We start from the raw sequence: 23,014 nt of genomic DNA, 5'->3' as shown, positions 1-23,014 counted from the left end.
GGCCGTAGTGGCCCGTTAGCTACGTAGAACAACTATTATGCGTCAGATTTCCGGCTGTGGAAGTCAGTAACTGAACAACGTTGTCTTAATTTAAGTGATTAATGTGGATTCACCTGACAAATCAGCCTGTTTTACTTGTCGCTTTACGGTAAACATCCGACAATTTGCCAAAACCTGGTAAAAATGGAGATGCCTATGACCACCGCCTTCTTTGTCGCTGCCGACTGGCTTGCCGAACACATTGACGACCCGGAAATACAAATTCTTGATGCCCGGATGGCACCTCCAGGACAGGAAGATCGCGATGTTGGCGAGGAGTATCGTGAGGGCCATATTCCTGGCGCAGTATTTTTTGATATTGAAGCGCTTTCCGATCATACCTCACCGCTACCGCATATGATGCCACGCCCCGAAGCCTTTGCCGTTGCGATGCGCGAGCTGGGCGTTGATCAGGATAAGCATCTGGTTATCTACGATGACGGTAATCTGTTTTCCGCGCCACGCGCATGGTGGATGCTGCGGACATTTGGCGTCGAAAATGTCTCCATTCTGGCAGGCGGTCTGGCAGGCTGGAAGCGCGATGAGCTAATGCTCAAGGAAGGCGATGAGGATTTACCTGAAGGTGAATTTAACGTGGCCTTTACGCCTGACGCAGTAGTGCGCGTTACCGATGTACTGCTGGCCAGTCATGAAAAAACGGCGCAGATCGTCGATGCCCGTCCGGCTGCGCGTTTTAATGGCGAAGTTGACGAGCCGCGTCCTGGTCTGAAACGTGGTCATGTGCCGGGTGCGCTTAACGTACCGTGGACAGAACTGGTTCGTGACGGCGAACTGAAAACCACCGATGAGCTGGATGCTATTTTCTTCAGCCACGGCGTGAGCTTTGACCGCCCTATTATCGCCAGCTGCGGCTCCGGCGTAACGGCTGCCGTCGTGGTGCTGGCACTTGCCACGCTGGGCGTTTCTGACGTCGCATTGTATGACGGCGCATGGAGCGAATGGGGAGCACGCAACGATTTACCGGTAGAACCGCAATTATAAAGCTGGAAAAGCCGGATAGCGCTTCGCTTATCCGGCCTACAATTTAGATAATCCGGTTCTGTTTAAAGTCGCGCAGGAAACCGCCCCAGCGGCGTTCGTAGAACGGTGCGATATGCTCAGTGATAAAGTGGCTCACGCCCTTCTCACCCTTCTTCACCTGGCAGATATCAATAGGTTCATCGCCCGGCAGCGTATCGGTCGCGACGCTGCCAGCAGCGTGGATGATCTCTTCAATATCCCCTTCTGCTTCAATACCAATCAGCAGATTCGGCTGGGCTTCCGCGCTTTCTTTGATTGAGCAGAGAAACGCGCGTTTTACCGGCTTAATGGTTTTAAACAGCGTAGTCAGCGAGTCAATCATTTGCGCCGGAGGTTCAGCGACTTCAGAGAGGATCAGCGATTCACCGCCTTCCAGTACTTCCTGGGTGCTGAGCGGATTCCCCTCTTCCCCCATCAGCAGGCTGATTTCACGCGGCATAAACTCTTTGCCGGTCGGCAGTTTCGCGTTGAGAAACAGCGTTTCGCCGAGCGTCATTTCAAACAACGTACGCACCGGCATAACGACAAATGCTTGCTCATCTTCCACCGCCTGCTGCAGGGCTTCCAGAGAGGTGAAGAACGGGATCACGGTCGTGCCGTCTTCTTTTTCCCAGTGCTGCAGGTCGAGAGCGCTGTCTTCAACCACCGCCTCGCCTTCTGATGCAGTACCCGGCACCCAGACTGTGGATTCCAGTAAAGTACGGAAAAATGCCGGACGATGCGCAGGCTCTGTTGCCGCTTGCTCCAGCAACGTTTCTAATTCGTTTTTTGTTTCGGACATAAGTATCACAAATTGGATGAATACATGTAGGCCGGATAAGCGTAGCGCCATCCGGCAATACAGTAATAAATTATGCGGTCAGCAGATTCGCAATCGTGCGCACACCCAGACCGGTTGCGCCCGCAGACCACTGCTCAACCGGCGCTTTGCGATAGGTTGCGGAGCAGTCGATATGCAGCCAGCCCTGCTGGTAGTTTTCCACGAAATGGGACAGGAAGCCCGCCGCGGTGCTTGCACCAGCCGGGTAAGCCGCGCAGCCGGTGTTATTCAGTTCGGCAAAGTTAGACGGCAACTGACTACGGTGGAACTCTGCCAGCGGCAGACGCCAGAACGGTTCGTTTTCTTGCGCCGCACTTGCCAGCAGGCGAGCAGCCAGCTGATCATCAAAGCTAAACAGCGCGTGGTAATCATTGCCCAGCGCGGTTTTCGCCGCGCCGGTCAGCGTGGCAGCATCAATAATCAGCTCCGGTTTCTGCGCGCTGGCATCGATCAGGCCATCGGCCAGCACCAGACGTCCTTCGGCATCGGTATTCATCACTTCAACTTTTTTACCGTTGCGATAGTGAATGATATCGCCGAGCTTAAAGGCGTTGCCGCTAATCAGGTTATCCGCGCAACACAGATACAGCTTCACGCGCTTGTTCAGACCACGGGTGATGGCAAATGCCAACGCGCCGGTGACCGTTGCCGCACCGCCCATGTCGGACTTCATTGAGTCCATAAATGCGCTTTGCTTGATGCTGTAACCACCGGAATCAAAAGTAATTCCCTTACCAACCAGGCAGGCATAAACCGGGGCTTCTTTGTCGCCTGTTGGGTTGTAGTCCAGCGCCAGCAGCACCGGCGGACGTTCAGAGCCGCGACCCACGGTATGCAGACCCATGTAGTTCTGCTCGCGCAGATCTTCACCTTTGGTGATGCGGTAAGAGACGTTATCGCACGCGACGGAGCACAGCAGATCAACAGCGCGCTGCGCCAGCTGTTCAGGGCCCAGCTCTTCTGCCGGGGCGTTAATGGTATCGCGCACCCAGTCAATAATCTTCAGACGGCTATCCAGCTCTTTGCGCTGCGCTTCGTCCAGAGCGGCCCACTCAACTTTGCGGGTGCCTTTTGGTCCCTTGTAGCCCTGCCAGAACGCCCAGCTACGTTCGGTATCCCAGCCTTCACCATCCAGTTGAACGTGTTTAATACCCAGGCCGTCGATTTTACGCGCGGCACGCTGGATAAGGCCGAGGTCATCTTTTCCGTTCAGGTGCAGGGTAATGCCGTCATTATTAATGCTGTATGTCGCCTTTTCACCCCAGCGGGCATCGGCGGGTTGCGTGGAAAGCGTAATTTTCATGGCTTCTGTCATTTTATTTATCCTTATTTTCGCGCATACAGGAAAACGGGCCACCCGTGGGCAGCCCGTTGACTTATTCGGCTTCGTCCAGCCAGACCAGCAAAATGGCCTCAAGGATTTTTTCGTTCGATGCCTGAGGATCATCATCGAACTCTTCCAGGTCACAGATCCACTGGTGCAGATCGGTGAAACGAACGGTCTTGGGATCGAGATCGGGGAAAGCGTCATACAGCGCCTCGCCGATTTCGCGGCTATCGGTCCACTTCAGTCCCATACTACCCTCTGTTAATGCTCACGCGCATGATTGATTGTGTAACGTGGGATTTCGACCACTAAATCGTCCTCGGTTACCCGCGCCTGACAGCTTAAACGGCTCTCCGGCTCCAGTCCCCAGGCTTTATCCAGCATGTCGTCTTCTTCTTCTGTGCTTTCCGGCAAAGAATCAAAACCTTCACGCACGATGCAGTGGCAGGTAGTGCAGGCACAGGATTTTTCACAGGCGTGTTCAATCTCGATCCCGTTACGCAGGGCAACGTCGAGAATGGTTTCGCCGGTCTCAGCTTCCAGAACTGCGCCATCGGGACAGAGATCCTGATGAGGCAAAATAACAATCTTTGGCATATTAAACCTCGTCCACGGAATGGCCTTTCAGCGCGCTACGGACGGATTTGTCCATGCGGCGAGCGGCGAATTCCTGGGTTTGTTTGTCTACGTTTTTAATGGCTTGTTCTATCGCGTCAACATCGTCACCCTGTGCAACCTCGCTCAAGTGCGCGGCGGCGGTGTCGATAGCCTGACGTTCTGCGGCGCTTAACAGCGCGGCATCAGCGTTCAGCGCACCGGATAAACTTTCCAGTACGCGTGCCGCTTCGACTTTCTGTTCTGCCAGCATACGGGCTTTTACGTCCTGCTCGGCAAAACTCATCGAATCCTGAATCATGGAGGCGATTTCACTGTCGGTCAGACCGTAGGACGGTTTAACCTGGATTGAGGACTCAACGCCGGTGGATTTCTCCATGGCGGTGACGCTCAGCAGCCCATCGGCATCCACCTGGAAGGTCACGCGGATATGCGCGCCGCCTGCTGGCAATGCCGGGATGCCGCGCAGCGCAAAACGCGCCAGAGAACGGCAGTCCTGCACCAGTTCACGCTCGCCTTGCATCACGTGAATGGACATCGCGGTCTGGCCATCTTTAAAGGTGGTAAAGTCCTGCGCGCGCGCCACTGGGATAGTGGTGTTACGCGGGATCACTTTCTCCACCAGACCGCCCATGGTTTCCAGTCCCAGGGACAGCGGGATAACGTCCAGCAGCAGCATTTCGCTGTCCGGCTTATTCCCGACCAGAATATCCGCCTGAATTGCCGCACCGATAGCGACCACTTTGTCCGGGTCAATAGAGGTCAGCGGCGTGCGGCCAAAAAATTCACCGACGCGTTCACGTACCAGAGGCACGCGCGTTGAACCGCCAACCATCACAACTTCCAGCACATCTTGCGGCTCCACGCCCGCATCTTTCAGCGCGCGACGGCAGGCCAGCAGCGTACGCTTGACCAGTGCGGAAATGAGTTCATTAAAGGTTTCACGGGTGATTTCACCCTGCCATCCAGCCACGTTAACCGTTACAGAATCAGCGTCGCTAAGTGCGATTTTCGCTGCAATCGCGGCATCCAGCAGTTTACGCTGTACGCGGTTATCGCTGCGATCGGCCACGCCCGCCTGCTCGCGAATGTAATCGGCCAGCAGATGGTCAAAATCATCGCCGCCGAGCGCGGAATCACCGCCGGTCGCCAGCACTTCAAACACGCCACGGCTCAGGCGTAGAATAGAAATATCAAACGTACCGCCGCCAAGATCGTAGACTGCGATCACGCCTTCCTGACCGGAGTCCAGACCATACGCGATCGCCGCTGCGGTCGGTTCGTTCAGCAGACGCAATACGTGCAGGCCCGCCAGACGCGCGGCGTCTTTGGTCCCCTGACGCTGTGCATCGTCAAAGTAAGCCGGAACGGTGATTACCACGCCGTCCAGTTCGCCGGACAGCGATTCGGTAGCCCGCGCGGCCAGCGCTTTCAGAATATCAGCGGAGACGCGCACCGGATTAAGCAAACCGGCAGCGGTTTCAATCATCGGCAGACCGTTTTCGCTCGCCTGGAACGTATATGGCAGATGCGGGTAACGCGCCTGGATATCCGCCAGAGAGCGGCCCATCATGCGTTTTACCGAGCTGACGGTGTTTGCCGTATCCAACGCTGCATTGGCGCGGGCATCGTAACCGACAGAGTAGCCCTGCTGCTGATAGTGAACCACTGACGGCAACAGGTGGCGACCTTCATGGTCTGCCAGCGTTTCGGCCTGGCCGCTGCGTACGGTCGCAACCAGGGAGTTGGTAGTGCCTAAATCGATACCTACCGCCAGACGACGCTGGTGCGGCGCGGCGCTCAGACCAGGCTCACTAATTTGTAATAAGGCCATTTTCGCTTCCGGAAATTAAAAATCGAGCAGTTTTTCTTCGAGTTGTTCTGCACTGCTTCGCAGTTTATCGAGAAAACGCAGCTTACGCACGGTATCTGCCGCTGCGTCCCACGTCTCGCTATCCAGCTGTTCCACCATCAGTTGATGGCGAACGTTATACATTTCGCTGACGCGTTTCATAAACGCATCTAAACGTTGACTGTCTTTTGCCTGTTCAATCTCGTCCAGCTCTTCACGCAGCTCAAGTTGCTCAATCAGGAACGCGGTATCGCGCACCGTGTGCTGCTCGCTGCGGATATCAAAACCGTGTAAAGACAATAAGTATTCGGCGCGCATCAAAGGATGACGCAGCGTTTGCCAGGCCTGGTTGATAGTGGCGGACTGCGAAACCGCAGCAAGTTGTTCCGCCTGGGAACCGCTGGCGAATTTATCAGGATGATACTGACGTTGTAGATCCTGAAAACGTAGGCTCAGCGCCTGAGTATCGAGCTGATAACGGGCCGGTAAGCCAAAGAGGGTGAAGTAGTCCATAACATTCTCAGGGCATCGATTCTCTGTTGTTCGATGAGGCAAAACCAGAGAGTCAGGTAAAACAAACCCCACGCGCAGGCGACCACGGTGGGGTTATCAGTAAGCGCGTTACACGTGGAAGCTTTCGCCGCATCCACATTCGTCTTTCACGTTCGGGTTAGTGAACTTAAACCCTTCGTTCAGACCTTCTTTGACGAAGTCTAACTGCGTACCGTCGAGGAATTGCAGGCTCTTACCGTCGATCACGACTTTTACGCCTTTGTCTTCAAACACGGTATCTTCAGCCGCCGGCTCGTCAACAAATTCCAGTACATAGGCCATACCTGAGCAGCCGGAGGTTCTCACGCCCAGACGCAGACCAAACCCTTTACCGCGGTTTGCCAGGAAGGTATTTACACGCGCTGCTGCACTGTCGCTTAAGGTAATCGACATAATAAAACCTCAACTCTTAATTATTTTGCTTCACGTTTGCTTTTGTAATCCGCAATCGCGGCTTTAATCGCGTCTTCAGCCAGAATAGAGCAGTGAATTTTCACCGGTGGCAGTTCAAGCTCGTCGGCGATATCGGTGTTTTTAATCGCCTGTGCTTCGTCCAGAGATTTCCCTTTTACCCATTCGGTAACCAGAGAGCTGGAAGCAATAGCGGAACCGCAGCCGTAAGTCTTGAAACGCGCGTCTTCAATGATACCCTCATTGTTGACTTTGATCTGCAACTTCATCACGTCGCCACAGGCCGGTGCACCCACCATGCCGCTGCCCACGTTCTCGTCGCTGTTGTCAAAAGAGCCCACGTTACGTGGATTCTCGTAATGATCGATTACTTTTTCGCTGTAAGCCATGCTGAATTCTCCTTATCGGTACCGATTAGTGATGTGACCATTCAATGCTGTTCAGATCCACGCCCTGTTTGAACATTTCCCACAGCGGAGAAAGGTCGCGCAGGCGGCCGATGGAGTTGCGAACCAGATTGATGGCGTAGTCAATCTCTTCTTCGGTAGTGAAACGACCTAAAGAGAAACGAATTGAGCTGTGAGCCAGCTCGTCGGTCATCCCCAGCGCGCGCAGCACGTAGGATGGCTCCAGGCTTGCAGAAGTACATGCAGAACCGGAGGATACAGCCAGGTCTTTCAGCGCCATAATCAGCGACTCGCCTTCAACAAAGTTGAAGCTGACGTTGAGAATGTTTGGTGCGCCCTGCTCGAGGTCACCGTTGAGGTACACCTCTTCCATATCTTTCACGCCATTCCACAGACGGTTACGCAGACTGCGCAGGCGCGCCATCTCGGTTTCCATCTCTTCTTTAGCGATACGGTAAGCTTCACCCATACCGACGATCTGGTGCACAGGCAGCGTACCGGAACGCATACCGCGCTCGTGACCGCCGCCGTGCATCTGCGCTTCAATACGAATACGCGGTTTACGACGAACGTACAGCGCGCCGATACCTTTCGGACCATAGATTTTGTGGCCGGAGAAGGACATCAGGTCAACTTTCAGTTGGCTCAGATCGATAGGCAGTTTGCCCACGCTCTGGGTCGCATCAACGTGATAGATGATGCCGCGAGCACGGCACATTTCGCCGATAGTCGCGATATCCTGCACCACGCCGATTTCGTTGTTCACATGCATGATGGACACGAGGATGGTGTCGTCACGCATTGCCGCTTCAAGTTCTTTCAGGTCGATAATGCCGTTACGCTGCGGGGCGAGGTAGGTAACTTCGAACCCTTCGCGCTCCAGCTGACGACAGGTATCCAGCACGGCTTTGTGTTCGGTTTTGCTGGTGATGATGTGCTTGCCTTTTTTCTGATAAAAGTTGGCTGCACCTTTAATCGCCAGGTTATCGGATTCAGTCGCACCGGAAGTAAATACGATTTCACGCGGGTCAGCGCCCACGAGGTCGGCAATCTGGTTACGGGCGATATCTACCGCCTCTTCAGCCTGCCAGCCAAAACGGTGTGAACGAGACGCTGGGTTACCAAAGTTTCCGTCCAGGGTCAGACACTGCATCATTTTCTCGGCAACACGCGGGTCCACCGGCGTGGTTGCGGAGTAATCGAGATAGATCGGTAATTTCATTGCTCTATAAACTCCGTACATCGCTTCAATGCAAGGAATCAGGCAACCGGCTGGATGTACGACCGAGTTAACGGGGTGTGTAGCACCCCGGCCTGATTCTAAAATACTTTTATTATGCGCGTAACTTAACGTCGATCGCGTCTTGAGCACGATTAGTGCGTGGAGCGTCATGGGTATGCTGGCGACCAGACACATCCAGGACTTCCTGATTATTTACCAGTTCGCCCAACGTAATGTTGTTGAGGAAACCGGTCAGACGATCGCTCAGATCGCGCCACAGCGCGTGGGTCAGGCATTTATCGCCGCCCTGACAACCGCCTTTGCCCTGGCAACGGGTCGCATCTACAGACTCGTCAACAGCGCTAATCACTTCACCTACTGCGATGCTGCCGGCATCTTTACCCAGCAGATACCCGCCGCCTGGTCCACGTACGCTGGAAACCAGACCGTTTTTACGCAAACGGGAAAACAGCTGCTCCAGATATGACAGGGAAATTCCCTGACGTTCAGAAATATCAGCCAACGGTACCGGGCCCGTTTCGGAGTTGAGCGCAACGTCCAACATTGCGGTCACGGCATAACGCCCTTTTGATGTCAGTCTCATGTCTTACTTAGCCTCAAACTCGCCCCTGCCCGGGGTTTTTTATTGTAAAATGGGGGTATTGCATAGCAGGGGCAAGTCTGACATTCCCGACTAAATCAGTCAACTATTTACTTGACTAATTTAGTCAGGTATTTAACCTTCAGTGCCATTTTCACTTGCCGGATGCGCTTCGCTTATCCGGCCTACGAATCGTGCGGCCTGTAGACCGGATAAGCGAAGCGCATCCGGCATTAGTACAGTTACTTGCTTTTATTCTGCTGCTCGATTGAAGCTAAAATCCCGCGCAGGATGTTCAACTCCTGGCTTTCTGGACGCGCACGGGTAAACAGACGGCGCAGCTTATTCATCACCTGCCCCGGGTGCCCTTCACGGATAAACCCGGTTGACAGCAGCGTTTGCTCCAGATGACCGTAAAAACGCTCTAAATCATCAACCAGCGGATACTCTGCTTCTTCGTAATCTACGGTCTTGTCGCTTTCCTGCGTCGCCAGCCAGGCCATGCGCACTTCATAAGAGATGACCTGCACTGCCATCGCCAGGTTGAGCGAACTGTATTCCGGGTTCGCGGCAATGGCGACGTGATAATGGCACTTCTGCAGCTCTTCGTTGGTCAAACCAACACGTTCACGACCAAAGACCAGCGCCACCGGCGAGCTCGTCGCTTCAGAGACACTTTTTAAACCGCATTCACGCGGATCCAGCATCGGCCACGGCAGCGTGCGGGAACGAGCACTGGTGCCTACCACCAGGCTACAGCCCGCCAGCGCTTCATCGAGCGTATCGACGATCTGCGCGCTGCCGATCACATCACTGGCACCCGCTGCCAGGGCGATGGCCTGGGAGTCCGGTTTAACCAGTGGATTTACCAGCCACAGATTGGTTAAACCCATGGTTTTCATTGCGCGGGCTACAGAGCCCATGTTGCCAGTGTGAGAGGTTTCCACCAGCACGATTCGAATATTTTGCAGCATTGTATTTCTTCGGCTAAAGATTATTCGGGCATATTATCATAAAACGAAGACATATTCCGAACTCGCTGCTATACTCTGCGCCGTTTTCCCGTTCTTTAACATCCAGTGAGAGAGACCGATGCATCCGATGCTGACCATCGCCGTGCGCGCAGCGCGCAAGGCGGGTAATGTAATTGCCAAACACTACGAAACCCCAGACTCTGTAGAAACCAGCCAGAAAGGCAGCAATGATTTCGTGACTAACGTCGATAAAGCCGCCGAAGCGATTATTATCGAAACGATTCGCAAATCTTACCCGCAGCACACCATCATCACCGAAGAAAGCGGTGAACATGTTGGTGAAGATTTGGATGTTCAATGGGTTATCGATCCACTGGATGGCACCACCAACTTCGTAAAACGTCTGCCGCACTTCGCGGTATCCATCGCAGTACGCATCAAAGGCCGTACTGAAGTCGCCGTTGTTTACGATCCAATGCGTAACGAACTGTTCACCGCAACCCGTGGCCAGGGTGCACAGCTGAACGGCTACCGTCTGCGTGGCAGCACCGCCCGCGATCTGGATGGCACCATCATCGCCACCGGTTTCCCGTTCAAAGCCAAACAGCACGCCGCTTCTTACATGAAAATTCTTGGCAACATGTTTACCGAATGCGCGGACTTCCGCCGCACCGGTTCTGCTGCGCTGGATCTGGCCTACGTTGCCGCAGCCCGAGTTGACGGGTATTTCGAAATTGGCCTGCGCCCGTGGGATTTCGCCGCAGGTGAGCTGATTGCCCGTGAAGCTGGCGCACTGGTTTGCGACTTTACCGGTGGTCATAACTACATGGCGACCGGCAACATCGTTGCAGGTAACCCGCGCGTAGTGAAAGCCATGCTGGCTAACATGCGTGACGAACTGAGCGATGCGCTGAAGCGCTAATCGTTGATGCCGGATGGCGGCTAGCGCCTTATCCGGCCTACCAGGGAAGTTCCCCGTAGGCCTGATAAGCGAAGCGCCATCAGGCATTCATCCTACAACAGTGCTAAAACGGTCTTATCCCTCGCCCTACCGGCACCGCACTCATCCACATCACTACCGCAGCAGCGATCAGCACCGCACCACCGGCTAATGCCAGCGTCGTCCAGCCAATCTGTCGCCACAATACCGGCGCTTTATGCCCGCTAAGTTTCACCGCCAGCGAGCGGAAACTGTGTACCAGCAGAGCCAGTGACGTAATCGTCAAAGAGGTTCCTGCCGCCATCGCCAGCGCCGACGCCATACCCCAGCTAAACACGCCAACCACTTTGCTGAACAGTAAAACCATAATGGCCCCCGAGCACGGGCGCATCCCCATAGACAGCACGATCATCAGCCGGGCGCGCCAGTCATCCCCGCTTCGCAACTGTTCAGGATCGGGCAAATGCTGATGCCCGCAGCCGCAACCCTCGTGATGCACATGATGCGGCGTGAAGGCAGTGAATTTTGGACGGCGCAGCAGCTGGCGCAATTTCTTCAGCGCACGGACGCACAATAAAACACCCAACACGCCAACCAGCGCATAACTCCCTTTCTCCAGCCAGAAACTACTCATATGTAGCTGTCGTGCAGGCAACTGCAAGATGGTAAGCACCACAACCACCAGTCCGATGGCGACCAGCCCCTGTAATAAAGATGAGGCCAGCGTCAGACCAATACTCGACTTCAGCTTCGAGGGATGCGTTGCCAGCCAGGTAGCAATGACGATTTTTCCATGTCCCGGCCCCAGCGCATGAAGAACGCCGTAGAGAAAACTAAACAACAACAGCGATCCCCCGGCCTGGGTCGGACTGGCGGCAACCGCTTTCAGCAACCCACTCATCTGTTGGTTAACATCGCGCTGCCAGACGACACTTTTCATCATCACCTGTGGCCAGGCCTGCCATAACCACAGTATGCCGCCTGCCGCCAGCAGCAAAAAGACCGCCAGCGGCCATAGCGTCAGCCAGCGACGTCTGGCTGCACGTTGTTGATAAACTACTGACATTGCAGCGTTACCGTCTGTGCAAACTGTTTACCCAACTCCATATCCTCCGGCGGTGCGTCTTCTTTATCCAGCGACTGCGCAAAGCTCAGCGTTTGTTCATTGGGCGTCGGCGTATGTACTGAAATCCGGCATTTCTGGCTTATGGCCTGCCCCAGCCTGGCGTCGCTGTCTTTGTCATAGCTCATATCAACGTAGTAGGTCGGGTCGAAGGTTGAAAGGGTATATTTTTGACCACTCAGCGGCTGAGCTTCGGCCAGCGGCAAAACGAACGTCAGCACTGCCTGGTGTTCCTCCCGCGCCATGCCATATTCCGTCGGCCTGTTTTTAAACTTTACCTTTTTCCCGTCGTGCCACACTTCGGTGAAATAGTGCTGCCCGAGAACGTTGGCCATCACTTCCGCCGCCAGTTTCTTCCAGATCTCATCACCAGGTTTGGCATTTCCCGCATCGTAAAGCAGATCCGCCGAGGTAATTTCATCCATCGTCCAGCGCATTTTCAGCGCGACGAACTGGTCATTCTCGCTCACTACCTCAGTTTTCAGATGGATAAAGCTGTGGGGATGCGCGCCTGCGCCAAAGGACAGGACAGCGAGAAACAACGTGATAATGATACGTTTAACGCCTTGCATGAGTTCTCCACGATGAAAATCTACACCGCCACAAATAATGATGCCGGGTTTGGCGAAAGTGTGCTGAGGATACCATTGAACGAAAAAATATTGAGCACCCTTTTCCGGTATCGATTCAGTTCTCAATTTCGATAATTTCTTCTTCAGGAAATTCCGCCCAAACACCTTTTCAGCGTCATAACTTAAGTCAAATGATAATAAAATGTTAATTTATAGTTTCATTTTAATATTTAATTAACACTAAATTTGAGCAATTGAATGTAAAATCATGCAAATTTAACCAATTGCTAACTATTTTATTTCCATAAATTCACAATAATGGGCGTATATCACATTTATCAAACTTATGATTCATTCCCTCTTCCATTCATTGTTAACTTCACGCCGTGACATGTCCTGCCCCCTACGAAAGGTACAACTATGAAATTCAAACTCGCATTACTCAGTGCAACCCTGGTTTCTGCATGCATGTTGTCCGGCACGTCCTTTGCGGCGGAAAAATATGAAATTGCTGTGGTTGCCAAAGTCACCGGGATCCCATGGTTTAACCGGATGGAAACCGGCGTAAATGAAGCAGCAAAAAAACTGGATGTGAATGCTTACCAGACCGGGCCTTCAACGCCGGACCCGGCGCAGCAGGTGAAAGTGATTGAGGATCTGATCGCCAAAAACGTTAATGCGATCATCGTGGTGCCGAATGATGCCAAGGTCCTTGAGCCGGTACTGAAAAAAGCGCGCGATAAAGGCATCGTGGTGCTAACGCACGAATCCCCGGATGAGCAAATTGGCCAGTGGGATATCGAAACCATCGACAGTGAAAAATACGCCCAGGCCAACGTCGATGAGTTAGCGAAAAATATGGGCGGCAAAGGCGGATATGCCATCTATGTTGGTTCGCTGACAGTCCCACTGCATAACGCGTGGGCGGATTATGCAATTAAGTACCAGAAAGAAAAATATCCGGAAATGTTCGAAGTCACTTCACGTCTGCCGGTCGCGGAAAGTATCGATAAATCCTACGCCACAACGCTGGATCTGATGAAAACCTACCCACAGATGAAGGGCATTATCGGCTTCGGCTCACTGGGTCCAATTGGTGCGGGTCAGGCTGTGCAGAAAAAACGCGCCAAAGATAAGATCGCCGTCGTCGGGATCGCTATGCCAGCGCAGGCAGCACCTTACCTGATGCGCGGTGATATCAAAAAAGCGCTGCTGTGGGATCCAAAAGACGCGGGCTACGCGCTGGTCACCGTTGCCGATCAGCTGTTGCAGGGCAAAGAAGTGAACGCCGATCTGAGTATCGATGGTTTAGGGAAAGCCGATATCGACACGGAGAAGAAAGTGATCCGCTTTAACAAGATCCTCGAAGTCACCAAAGACAACGCACAATCACTTGGTTTCTAAGGCTTTAGCCAACACCAGGGAACCTTAACGCCGACCGTCTGGTCGGCGCTATCAACCAAACTAACACTCAGCGTCCCCCCGGACGCGCGCAGGGGTATTGTCCATGGCAGACACCACCGCATTTATCACTCTTGAGAATATCAGCAAACAATTCCCGGGCGTGCTGGCGCTGGATAACGTGAATCTGACGCTAAGAAAAGGCGAAGTTCACTGTCTGGCGGGTCAAAACGGCTGTGGTAAAAGTACCATTATTAAAGTGATCTCCGGGGTTTATCACCCGGAAAAAGGCGCGCAAATTTTACTCGACGGAAAACTGTTCCATCATCTGACGCCGCAGCTCTCTTCCCATTATGGCATTCAGGTTATTTATCAGGACCTGTCGTTGTTCCCCAATTTTAGCGTCGCAGAAAATATCGCGGTCAACCGCTATCTACCGGGTGGCGATATCTGGGTGCGTCGTGGCGCCATGAAACAGCAGGCGCTGGCAGCCATGAAACGTATCGGGGTGAATATCGATCCCGATAAAAAAGTTGAAAAACTCTCAATTGCTGATCGACAGCTGGTCGCCATTTGCCGGGCGATAGCCGCCGACGCGCGTCTGGTGATTATGGACGAGCCCACCGCCTCGCTAACCCGCCAGGAGGTTAATGGCCTGCTGCGGGTAGTTAATGAACTGAAAGCGGCCGGAATTTGCGTCGTGTTTGTCAGCCATCGTCTGGATGAGGTGATGGAAGTGGCGGATCGCATCAGCGTAATGCGCGACGGCAAACTGGTGGGCACATACCCTGCCAGCGAACTCGACAGCCACGAGCTGGCCTTCCTGATGACCGGACAACGCTTCCACTACAGCCCACTGCCGGAAAGGCCCGCGATTGAGCAAGAGCCGCTGCTTGAGCTGCGCAATCTGAGCCGCAGAGGCAAATACCAAAACATTAATCTGTCGCTGCACGGCGGCGAGATCGTCTCCATTGTTGGTCTGCTGGGTGCCGGGCGCACTGAGCTTTGTCTGAGCCTGTTTGGTATGACGCATCCGGAAAACGGCGAGATTCGCATTAACGGTCAGCCGGTTACTCTGCGCAATAACCATGACGCCATCCAACACGGGATCGGCTATGTCTCAGAAGATCGCCTGACGCAGGGGCTGATCATGGAGCAGTCGATCTATGACAACACCATCGTCACGGTGTTTGATCAACTGCACACCGGTAGCGGCCTGCTCGATCATCGTAAAGCGCAAAAGTTGGTCGCCGATTTAATCCGCGAACTGAATATCAAAGTGTCCGATCCGCACTTGCCGGTCAAAACCCTTTCCGGCGGTAATGCCCAACGTATCGCCATTGCCAAATGGGTGGCGACCAATCCCCGTATCCTGATCCTCGACTCGCCTACCGTCGGCGTGGATATCGCCAACAAAGAGGGCATTTACCAGATAGCCCGCGATTTGGCGGAACAGGGTATGGCGGTGCTGATGATTTGCGATGAAATCCCGGAAGCGTATTACAACAGCCACCGCGTGCTGGTAATGCGTCGCGGCAAGCTGGTGGCGGAATTTAATCCTCATCAATGCCGTGAAGAGGAGATTGCTGAAGTGGTCGAGGTAATCAATGAATAAGATGCATCTCTCCCGTTTAATCGGGCAACATGAGTTCTGGCTGGGCCTGCTGGTTGTAGCCCTTGCCGTTGGGCTGAGCGTCAGCACCGACGAGTTCTTGTCTTTGGGGAACCTGACGGATGTGGCCACCAGCTACGCGATTCTCGGCATCCTGGCCTGTGGACTGTTTGTGGTGCTGATTTCCGGCGGGATCGACATCTCATTTCCGGCGATGACCGCGATAGCCCAGTATGCAATGGCCAGTTGGGTTATCGGTCACGGCGGCAACTTCGCGCTGGCGTTAATCATTGCCATTGCGGTAGGCCTGCTGCTGGGGCTGATCAACGGTTTTCTGGTCTACTGGCTGCGCGTCCCGGCAATCATCATTACCATCGCGACGCTGAACGTCTACTACGGCCTGCTGGTTTACGCCACCAAAGGCACCTGGCTGTATGGCTTCCCGGACTGGTTTATGAACGGCATTAACTGGTTCTCGTTCACCGCGGCGGATGGCTACGACTACGGTTTGACCCTGCCCCTGCTGTGCCTGGCGGCGGTGATCATCTTTACCGCCGTGCTGATGAACTATACCCGTCTTGGCCGTCAGGTTTACGCCATGGGCGGCAACCGCGACGCGGCCTCGCGCCTTGGGCTGAATCTGCTGAAGCTGCATTTTTACGTCTATGGCTACATGGGCATTCTGGCAGGCATTGCCGCCGTGGTTCAGGCACAAATCACCCAGTCAGTTGCGCCCAATTCGCTGCTCGGCTTTGAGCTGACGGTGCTGGCAGCAGTAGTACTCGGCGGAACCAGCATGAGCGGCGGGCGCGGTACGTTGACCGGAACCCTGCTCGGCGTGGTTCTGCTGGCCTTCTTACAAAATGGCCTGACGCTGCTCAGTGTCTCCTCTTACTGGCACACCGTGTTCAGCGGCGCCATTATCCTGGTCAGCATTAGCGCCACGGCCTGGAACGAAAAACGCAAACTGGCAAGGGAGCTTTGAGATGAAAACAATCGCCAGATTTTTACCCGGTGATGCCATCATTCGTCTGCAATGCGTGATTATTGTGGTCGTCGCCCTGGTCTTCTCGGCCCTGCTCGGCAGCCGTTTCTTTAGCGTCGCTAACTTCCAGTCGATTGGCTCACAGCTACCAATCCTCGGCATGCTGGCCCTCGGGATGGGCATGACCATGCTGACCGGCGGTATTAACCTGTCGATTATTGCCGGGGCGAACGCCTGCTCGCTGGTGATGGCGGCGATTATCGTCACCCATCCGGATAACCCGCTGTTTCTGGTGCTGGCGCTGCTGGCTGGCGCTGCCGTGGCGGTGGCTATCGGCACGCTCAACGGTGCGCTGATTGCCTGGGTCGGGGTCTCGCCTATTCTCGCCACGCTCGGCACGATGACGCTTATCTCCGGGCTGAATATTCTGCTTTCCAACGGGACGGTGATTTCCGGTTTCCCGACCGCCATTCAATATCTCGGCAACGCCACGATTGCCGGTATTCCGGTGGCGCTACTGCTCTTTTTCCTGGTAGCAATCCTGCTGTGGGTACTGCTGGAACACACCACGCTTGGGCGCAGCCTGTATCTCGTTGGTTCCAATGAACAGGCTACCCGCTACAGCGGCGTGAATACCGTGAGGGTACAAATTTCGGTGTACGTGATTTCTGCCCTGCTCGGCTGGGTCGCCGCCATTTTGATGATGGCGAAATTCAACTCAGCTAAAGCCGGATACGGTGAATCCTACCTGCTGGTCACCATCCTTGCCTCCGTCCTCGGTGGTATCAACCCGGATGGCGGCTTCGGGCGCATTATCGGCCTGGTGCTGGCACTGATTGTGCTGCAAATGCTGGAAAGCGGCCTTAACTTGCTGGGGGTCAGCAGCTATCTGACGATGGCGCTGTGGGGCGCGGTGCTGATCCTCTTTATCGCATTACAGAATCGTAAAGCCTGATTTCAGGAGAAAAAATTATGGCAAGTTACTTTATTGGTGTGGATGTCGGAACCGGAAGCGCCCGTGCTGGCGTGTTTGATCTCAACGGCAGAATGGTCGGTCAGGCCAGTCGGGCCATCGAGATTTACCGCCCGCAGGCCGATTTTGTTGAGCAGTCTTCCGATAACATCTGGCAGGCGGTGTGTAACGCGGTTCGCGATGCGATTAACCAGTCGGATATCAACCCTATCCAGGTGAAAGGTCTGGGCTTTGACGCGACCTGTTCACTGGTGGTGCTGGACAAAGAAGGTAAACCGCTGACCATCAGCCCGTCCGGGCGCAGTGAACAGAACATCATTGTATGGATGGATCACCGCGCCATTACTCAGGCCGAGCGTATCAACGCCCTGCATCATCGGGTGCTGGACTACGTTGGCGGCATTATCTCCCCGGAAATGCAGACGCCAAAACTGCTGTGGCTGAAGCAGCATATGCCCAATACATGGGCTAATGCGGGCTACTATTTTGACCTGCCCGATTTCCTGACCTGGCGCGCAACGGGCGATGACACGCGCTCATTGTGTTCGACGGTGTGTAAATGGACCTATATGGGCCATGAAGACAAATGGGATGCCAGCTATTTTCGCCAGATTGGGCTGGAAGATTTGCTGGAGCATGATGCCGCCAAAATTGGTCGCTACGTGAAAACCATGGGCGAACCGCTCGGTCACGGGCTGTCTGCGCGCGCCGCCAGCGAAATGGGGCTGATTCCGGGGACAGCTGTCAGCGTCTCGATCATCGATGCCCACGCCGGTACCCTCGGCACGCTCGGGGCAAGCGGTGTTTCCGGCGAGGTGGCGGATTTTGACCGTCGTATCGCGCTGATTGGCGGCACCTCTACCGGACACATGGCAATTTCCAAAGAGCCACGTTTTATCGGCGGCGTCTGGGGTCCTTACTACTCAGCCGTACTGCCAGAATACTGGCTTAACGAAGGTGGGCAGTCGGCAACCGGGGCGTTAATCGACCACGTTATTCAGTCGCATCCTTGCTACGAAACCCTGCTGGCGCAGGCTAAATCTCAGGGGCAAACCATTTACGAAGTGCTGAATGCGCTGTTGCGTAAAATGGCCGGTGAGCCGGAAGATATCGCGTTTTTAACCCGCGACATGCACATCCTGCCCTATTTCCACGGCAACCGCTCGCCGCGCGCTAACCCAACGCTCACGGGCGCAATCACCGGACTGAAGCTGTCACGTACGCCGGAAGATATGGCGCTACAGTACCTTGCGACCATCCAGGCCATTGCGCTGGGAACCCGCCATATCATTGAAACGATGAATCAAAGCGGCTACACCATCGATACGATAATGGCCAGCGGCGGCGGGACGAAAAACCCGATCTTCGTTCAGGAACATGCCAACGCCACCGGCTGCGCCATGCTGCTGCCTGAAGAGAGCGAGGCCATGCTGCTGGGTGGCGCCATGATGGGAACTATCGCCGCGGGCGTATTCGAAACCTTCCCGGAAGCGATGTCGGCGATGAGTCGGATTGGTAAAACGGTTACCCCGCAAACAAATCGCATTAAGCAGTACTACGATCGCAAATATCGGGTATTCCACGAGATGTATCAGGATCATATGAAATATCGCCAGTTGATGCAGGAGGAAGCATGAGTAACTCCTGGTCTCAGGCTACCGGCGTATTTCAGCTCTATAGCGATGCCCTGGCGGGTCTGGGGCAGCATCTGACTGAACCGCTCTGGCAGTCGCTAATGGCGGAGCTGCGCGGTTGCCGGAGCAAAATCGTTGTCACTGGCGTCGGTACCTCCGGCATTGCGGCGCGTAAAGTGGCGCATATGCTTGCGTGCGTGGAACGCCCGGCGATCTACCTCAACGCGACGGACGCGGCGCATGGCGATCTCGGTTTTTTACGCGACAACGACCTGGTGATTATGCTGTCGCGTGGGGGGAATTCGGACGAACTCACCCGGCTGTTGCCCGGGCTGAATGCGCGAAATGTGCCGATTCTGAGCGTGACTGAAAACGCCGATTCAGCCATTGCTAAAGCGTCGAGATTGGTGATTTCCACCGGCGTCCAGCGTGAGGCCGACCCGCTGAACATGTTAGCCACCACCTCTATTTTACTGGTGCTGGCTATCTTTGACGCCGCCTGCGCCTGCCTGATGAGCGAAAGCGGTTACTCAAAGGAGACGCTGTTGTCTGTGCATCCAGGTGGTGATGTGGGATTAACGCTGAGCCGTGGTAAGTAACGCCAGACAGCTGTTTCGGAGGTAATGAATCTGTTGCCTCCGGTATATTGCTACGTTCACCTTATGTTTTTCACTTCTCTGAAACGATACTGCCTGTGAACGTGTTAAGGGTACTATCGCCGTACCCTTAACAATCCCGGCTCCCCGCGGGAAAATTGTTGCTACGCAATACCCTCCGCTTATTCCTCCAGGCTACCGGGCCGGGCGCGAGGTAGCGTCCTTGCAAAGCGCGCCCTGAGCCAGCATCCATGCTGGCTCTCCCGGCCTTACGGAAACACGTCGGCAATTTTCAGCCGGACCAGCCCACACCTGACCATCTGCGTTTTTTGTTTAAACAGCAAAACGGGTTTCACTGGAAGTCAGAGCGTTGAAGCGATGACCCCGGTCCGGCTGAAAATCGATGAGTCGTTGACGGCTGACCGGGTCTGCCCGCATGGATGCGGGCAGAGGGGACGGCCTGCAGGGACGCAGGCTCGTCCCCGACCCGACAGGCAGACGGCATAAGACGAATGAATCGCATCGCGACGATTTTCCCGCCGGGAGCCTGGGATGCAAGGGAGGCGGCGGTGAGCCTCCCTTGCACGTTCACGGGTATCTCTGATTCAGAGAAGTGATAACGCTGGGGTGAACGGAACCCCATAGCGGAATAAAATATTCTCCATCATGTTTAACATGACATGCAGTACATCTCTGGCATATCTAAACAAAAGATAAAACAGTGAAAAAGCGGATTAACGCGCTGCGTTCCACTACCGCTATCTGTTCCGCACGTTAAAAATTCTGTGACGCTCTCCAGCATTCCTGGTGGAAAGCATTCCATTCTCAAAATCTATGAGCAAACTTTAGCTATTCTTATCAAACATACTCACGGGAGATCCTACAGATGATGTCAACGCTTGCCCCACCATCTGTACTTTCCGCTCCCCAGCGCCGTTGCCAGGTGCTGCTGACGCTTTTCCTGCCGGGGCAAATCGCGACTACACAAACCTTCAGCAGCCTCAACGGCGTCGATGATGCCACGGTTCAGGAAGATATTATTGGCGCAGGACTCGAAATCCAGCGCTATCACCGGCTCGCGATAGCCACCGCGCAGAATGGTGGCTATACGATCGAAGGAACCCCGCTAAATCAACGTCTGTGTCTGTTGCAGTGGCTGCGCCGTGGCCTGCGGATTTGCCCTGCCTTTATCGCTCAGCAGTTTACCCCGGCGTTAAAAGCAGAACTTAAACAAAGGGGGATCGCACGTACGCTGTATGACGACACCAATCTGCATGCGCTCATTAATCTGTGTTCCCGGCGCTTGCAGAAACCGTTTGAGTGTCGTGACATCCAGTTCCTGCGTCTGTATTTACAGTATTGCCTGCTACAGCACCACGCGGGGATCACCCCGGAGTTTAACCCACTCCAGCAACGCTGGGCGCAATCCTGCGCGGAATATCCGCTCGCAGAGGAAATTGGCCGTCACTGGCAGCGCCACGTCATGCAGAGTGCACCACTGGGCGAATCGCTGTTTATGGCGTTGCTGTTCTCAATGCTTCGTATCCCCGACCCGATTCGCGATAATCACCATCAGGATCGCCGCCTGCGTCTTGCTATTGCGCGGCTGGTGCTACGTTTTCGCGAGTATGGCAATGTGCGCTTCAGCGATGAGCAAGGGCTGAATGACCAGTTGTATATCCACCTGGCTCAGGCACTGAACCGCAGCGTGTTTGCCATCGGCATTGATAACACGCTGCCGGAGGAGTTCAGCCGCCTTTATCCCCGGCTGGTTCGTACTACCCGCGAGGCGATTCACGGCTTCGAGGCCGAATACGATGTGCAATTTTCCGAAGAAGAGATCGGGCTGGTGGCCGTTATTTTCGGCGCCTGGCTGATGCAGGAGAAGGATTTACACGAAAAGCAGATAATCCTGCTGACCGGTAGTAATGAACAACTTGAAGTGCATATAGAGCAACAGCTACGCGAACTGACGCTGCTGCCGCTCAACGTAAAACATATGCCGATGCAGGACTTTCAAAAAGAGGGTGCTCCGCGCGGTGTAACGCTGATTATTACGCCGTACACCACGCCACTACCGCTATTTTCACCCCCGTTGATTCATGCGGATCTGGCGCTTACGCCGCATCAGCAGCAGCAGATCCGCAAAATTCTCGAATCATAACGTTGCAGGCTGCGCGACCACCTTCGGGCGCAGAACGATTGCCGGGAGCGCCACCAGCGCCATCACCCAGAACACGCCGCTGCCCAGATTCTGGTACAGATAGCCCGCGAATACGGTCATGATGGCGATACTGCCGCCCATCGCTATCGCGGAATACACCGCCTGCAAACGAATAACTTCGCTCCCCTGGCGTGCCGCGATATAACGCATTGCCGCCAGGTGGCAGACGGTAAAGGTTCCGCAATGGAGGATTTGCACCACGATCAGCCACGGCAGCTCGGTGCTCCAGCCCATCAATCCCCAACGCGCCACCCCGCAAACGGCGGAAAGCAGCAGCAGATCGCGGGCGCTAAAGCGACGGAACAGCTTGTGACTAAGCGCGAAAATAATCACCTCCGCCACCACACCTAGTGACCATAAATAGCCCACCGCCGAAGCGGAATATCCAGCAGACTGCCAATAGATGGCGCTGAAACCATAATACGCAGCATGCGCCCCCTGTAGCAGACTCACGCAAGCAAGAAAACGCCAGCTCTGGGTTATCAGCGCGCGCCAGGCGGGCCATCCCGCACTCTCCTGCTGACGGTTTTCACCCGCTGGCTGCACGCTCGGGCGAATCATCATGCCCAGCAGCATCGAGGCGACGCCAAGCGATAGCAGGACCAGGATCACCCGATAGTCAAACAGGCTCACCAGTTTGCCGGTTAACGCGGAGCCGATCACAAAAGCCACGGATCCCCATAGTCGCACCCGACCGTAATCCATGGTGATTTGTTTCTGCCAGGTGTTGGCCAGCGCGTCGGTCAGCGGTACCAGCGGTGAGAAAAAAAGGTTAAAGCCGATCATCACCACCATCAGCCACGCCACGTTGGTTCCCGCCCAGAAGGCCAGCGCAAACACCAGCGTCAACAGAGCCAGAATACGTAACGCTGAGATCAGCCGGGAGGGATCGCTCACACGCGGCGCAATCAGCAAACTACCGAGAAAACGGGCAATCAGCCCCGCGCCCAGCAGTAAACCGATGGTTTCCGGCGTCAGCCCTAACCCTTCGAGCCAGACGCTCCAGAAAGGCAGAAAGATACCGTAGCTAAAGAAATAGGTGAAATAACCGAGCGCCAGCCAGCGCGTGGAATGCAAAGCCATGGGTCCTCCT

23 protein-coding genes are annotated in these 23,014 nt (G+C 54.6%); 9 read left to right on the top strand and 14 right to left on the bottom strand.

Going from position 1 to position 23,014, the window contains the following annotated elements; all coding sequences use genetic code 11:
• Positions 1-195: 195 nt before the first annotated feature.
• Positions 196-1,041 (top strand): 3-mercaptopyruvate sulfurtransferase, encoded by an 846-nt coding sequence (gene sseA, locus OGX89_RS09125; protein ID WP_063941712.1) that lies wholly within the window; start codon positions 196-198, stop codon positions 1,039-1,041.
• A gap of 43 nt (positions 1,042-1,084) precedes the next feature.
• Here the strand turns inward: sseA and sseB are convergent, their stop codons facing one another.
• The 11 genes from sseB to trmJ form a co-directional block, all read right to left on the bottom strand.
• Positions 1,085-1,861 (bottom strand): enhanced serine sensitivity protein SseB, encoded by a 777-nt coding sequence (gene sseB / locus OGX89_RS09120; RefSeq protein WP_063941713.1) that lies wholly within the window; start codon positions 1,859-1,861, stop codon positions 1,085-1,087.
• Positions 1,862-1,931: 70 nt separating this feature from the next.
• Positions 1,932-3,215: an aminopeptidase PepB gene (gene pepB / locus OGX89_RS09115; RefSeq protein WP_286560307.1), complete on the bottom strand. Its 1,284-nt coding sequence runs from the start codon at positions 3,213-3,215 to the stop codon at positions 1,932-1,934.
• A gap of 61 nt (positions 3,216-3,276) precedes the next feature.
• The gene (gene iscX, locus OGX89_RS09110; protein ID WP_003037694.1) at positions 3,277-3,477 is read right to left on the bottom strand and encodes a Fe-S cluster assembly protein IscX; all 201 of its coding nucleotides are present in this window, start codon (positions 3,475-3,477) and stop codon (positions 3,277-3,279) included.
• Positions 3,478-3,488: 11 nt separating this feature from the next.
• The gene (gene fdx / locus OGX89_RS09105; RefSeq protein ID WP_003037690.1) at positions 3,489-3,824 is read right to left on the bottom strand and encodes an ISC system 2Fe-2S type ferredoxin; all 336 of its coding nucleotides are present in this window, start codon (positions 3,822-3,824) and stop codon (positions 3,489-3,491) included.
• A gap of 1 nt (position 3,825) precedes the next feature.
• A complete protein-coding gene (hscA, locus tag OGX89_RS09100) occupies positions 3,826-5,676 on the bottom strand; it encodes a Fe-S protein assembly chaperone HscA (RefSeq protein ID WP_125112734.1) in 1,851 nt (616 codons plus the stop codon).
• Positions 5,677-5,691: 15 nt separating this feature from the next.
• Positions 5,692-6,207, bottom strand: a complete 516-nt coding sequence (gene hscB, locus OGX89_RS09095) for a co-chaperone HscB (RefSeq protein ID WP_125112735.1) — start codon at positions 6,205-6,207, stop codon at positions 5,692-5,694.
• Positions 6,208-6,315: 108 nt separating this feature from the next.
• A complete protein-coding gene (iscA, locus tag OGX89_RS09090) occupies positions 6,316-6,639 on the bottom strand; it encodes an iron-sulfur cluster assembly protein IscA (protein ID WP_003835203.1) in 324 nt (107 codons plus the stop codon).
• Between the two features lie 20 nt (positions 6,640-6,659).
• On the bottom strand, positions 6,660-7,046 hold the full coding sequence (gene iscU / locus OGX89_RS09085) for a Fe-S cluster assembly scaffold IscU (RefSeq protein WP_002913991.1): 387 nt from the start codon (positions 7,044-7,046) through the stop codon (positions 6,660-6,662).
• Between the two features lie 25 nt (positions 7,047-7,071).
• Positions 7,072-8,286, bottom strand: coding sequence for a cysteine desulfurase (gene iscS, locus OGX89_RS09080; RefSeq protein ID WP_003835233.1), 1,215 nt, complete (start codon positions 8,284-8,286; stop codon positions 7,072-7,074).
• 112 nt (positions 8,287-8,398) lie between these two features.
• A complete protein-coding gene (iscR, locus tag OGX89_RS09075; RefSeq protein ID WP_003037674.1) occupies positions 8,399-8,890 on the bottom strand; it encodes a Fe-S cluster assembly transcriptional regulator IscR in 492 nt (163 codons plus the stop codon).
• 239 nt (positions 8,891-9,129) lie between these two features.
• A complete protein-coding gene (gene trmJ / locus OGX89_RS09070) occupies positions 9,130-9,861 on the bottom strand; it encodes a tRNA (cytosine(32)/uridine(32)-2'-O)-methyltransferase TrmJ (protein ID WP_063941714.1) in 732 nt (243 codons plus the stop codon).
• Positions 9,862-9,979: 118 nt separating this feature from the next.
• Between trmJ and suhB the strand changes: the two genes are divergently transcribed.
• Positions 9,980-10,783, top strand: coding sequence for an inositol-1-monophosphatase (gene suhB / locus OGX89_RS09065; RefSeq protein WP_003835237.1), 804 nt, complete (start codon positions 9,980-9,982; stop codon positions 10,781-10,783).
• A gap of 103 nt (positions 10,784-10,886) precedes the next feature.
• Here the strand turns inward: suhB and OGX89_RS09060 are convergent, their stop codons facing one another.
• Together OGX89_RS09060 and OGX89_RS09055 are read right to left on the bottom strand one after the other, a co-directional pair.
• Positions 10,887-11,867, bottom strand: coding sequence for a nickel/cobalt transporter (locus tag OGX89_RS09060; protein WP_003835239.1), 981 nt, complete (start codon positions 11,865-11,867; stop codon positions 10,887-10,889).
• A complete protein-coding gene (locus OGX89_RS09055; protein WP_125112736.1) occupies positions 11,858-12,496 on the bottom strand; it encodes a DUF1007 family protein in 639 nt (212 codons plus the stop codon). The genes OGX89_RS09060 and OGX89_RS09055 overlap by 10 nt, the downstream gene beginning before the upstream one ends.
• A gap of 420 nt (positions 12,497-12,916) precedes the next feature.
• Between OGX89_RS09055 and OGX89_RS09050 the strand changes: the two genes are divergently transcribed.
• The 7 genes from OGX89_RS09050 to csiE all read left to right on the top strand — a co-directional run bounded on the left by OGX89_RS09050 (position 12,917) and on the right by csiE (position 21,861).
• Positions 12,917-13,900, top strand: a complete 984-nt coding sequence (locus tag OGX89_RS09050; protein WP_003037665.1) for an autoinducer 2 ABC transporter substrate-binding protein — start codon at positions 12,917-12,919, stop codon at positions 13,898-13,900.
• Positions 13,901-14,003: 103 nt separating this feature from the next.
• Positions 14,004-15,512: a sugar ABC transporter ATP-binding protein gene (locus OGX89_RS09045; protein WP_125112737.1), complete on the top strand. Its 1,509-nt coding sequence runs from the start codon at positions 14,004-14,006 to the stop codon at positions 15,510-15,512.
• Positions 15,505-16,494: an ABC transporter permease gene (locus OGX89_RS09040; RefSeq protein WP_003835246.1), complete on the top strand. Its 990-nt coding sequence runs from the start codon at positions 15,505-15,507 to the stop codon at positions 16,492-16,494. Before OGX89_RS09045 ends, OGX89_RS09040 begins: the two co-directional genes overlap by 8 nt.
• 1 nt (position 16,495) lies before the next feature.
• The gene (locus OGX89_RS09035) at positions 16,496-17,449 is read left to right on the top strand and encodes an ABC transporter permease (protein WP_003037658.1); all 954 of its coding nucleotides are present in this window, start codon (positions 16,496-16,498) and stop codon (positions 17,447-17,449) included.
• A 17-nt stretch (positions 17,450-17,466) separates the two neighbouring features.
• Entirely contained in the window at positions 17,467-19,104 is a 1,638-nt protein-coding gene (locus OGX89_RS09030) for an FGGY-family carbohydrate kinase (RefSeq protein WP_003835250.1), read from the top strand.
• Positions 19,101-19,700: a KpsF/GutQ family sugar-phosphate isomerase gene (locus tag OGX89_RS09025; protein WP_125112738.1), complete on the top strand. Its 600-nt coding sequence runs from the start codon at positions 19,101-19,103 to the stop codon at positions 19,698-19,700. The genes OGX89_RS09030 and OGX89_RS09025 overlap by 4 nt, the downstream gene beginning before the upstream one ends.
• Before the next feature lie 883 nt (positions 19,701-20,583).
• Positions 20,584-21,861: a stationary phase inducible protein CsiE gene (gene csiE / locus OGX89_RS09020; RefSeq protein ID WP_003835255.1), complete on the top strand. Its 1,278-nt coding sequence runs from the start codon at positions 20,584-20,586 to the stop codon at positions 21,859-21,861.
• On the opposite strand, the gene OGX89_RS09015 is transcribed toward csiE, so the two are convergent.
• Positions 21,856-23,004, bottom strand: coding sequence for a 3-phenylpropionate MFS transporter (locus OGX89_RS09015; RefSeq protein WP_125112739.1), 1,149 nt, complete (start codon positions 23,002-23,004; stop codon positions 21,856-21,858). The genes csiE and OGX89_RS09015 overlap by 6 nt on opposite strands.
• Positions 23,005-23,014 lie beyond the last annotated feature (10 nt).

Source organism: Citrobacter sp. Cpo103, assembly GCF_030332605.1.
In the GTDB taxonomy this organism is placed as follows: Bacteria; Pseudomonadota; Gammaproteobacteria; order Enterobacterales; family Enterobacteriaceae; genus Citrobacter; species Citrobacter portucalensis.
This window is presented reverse-complemented; position numbering and strand designations above follow the sequence as displayed.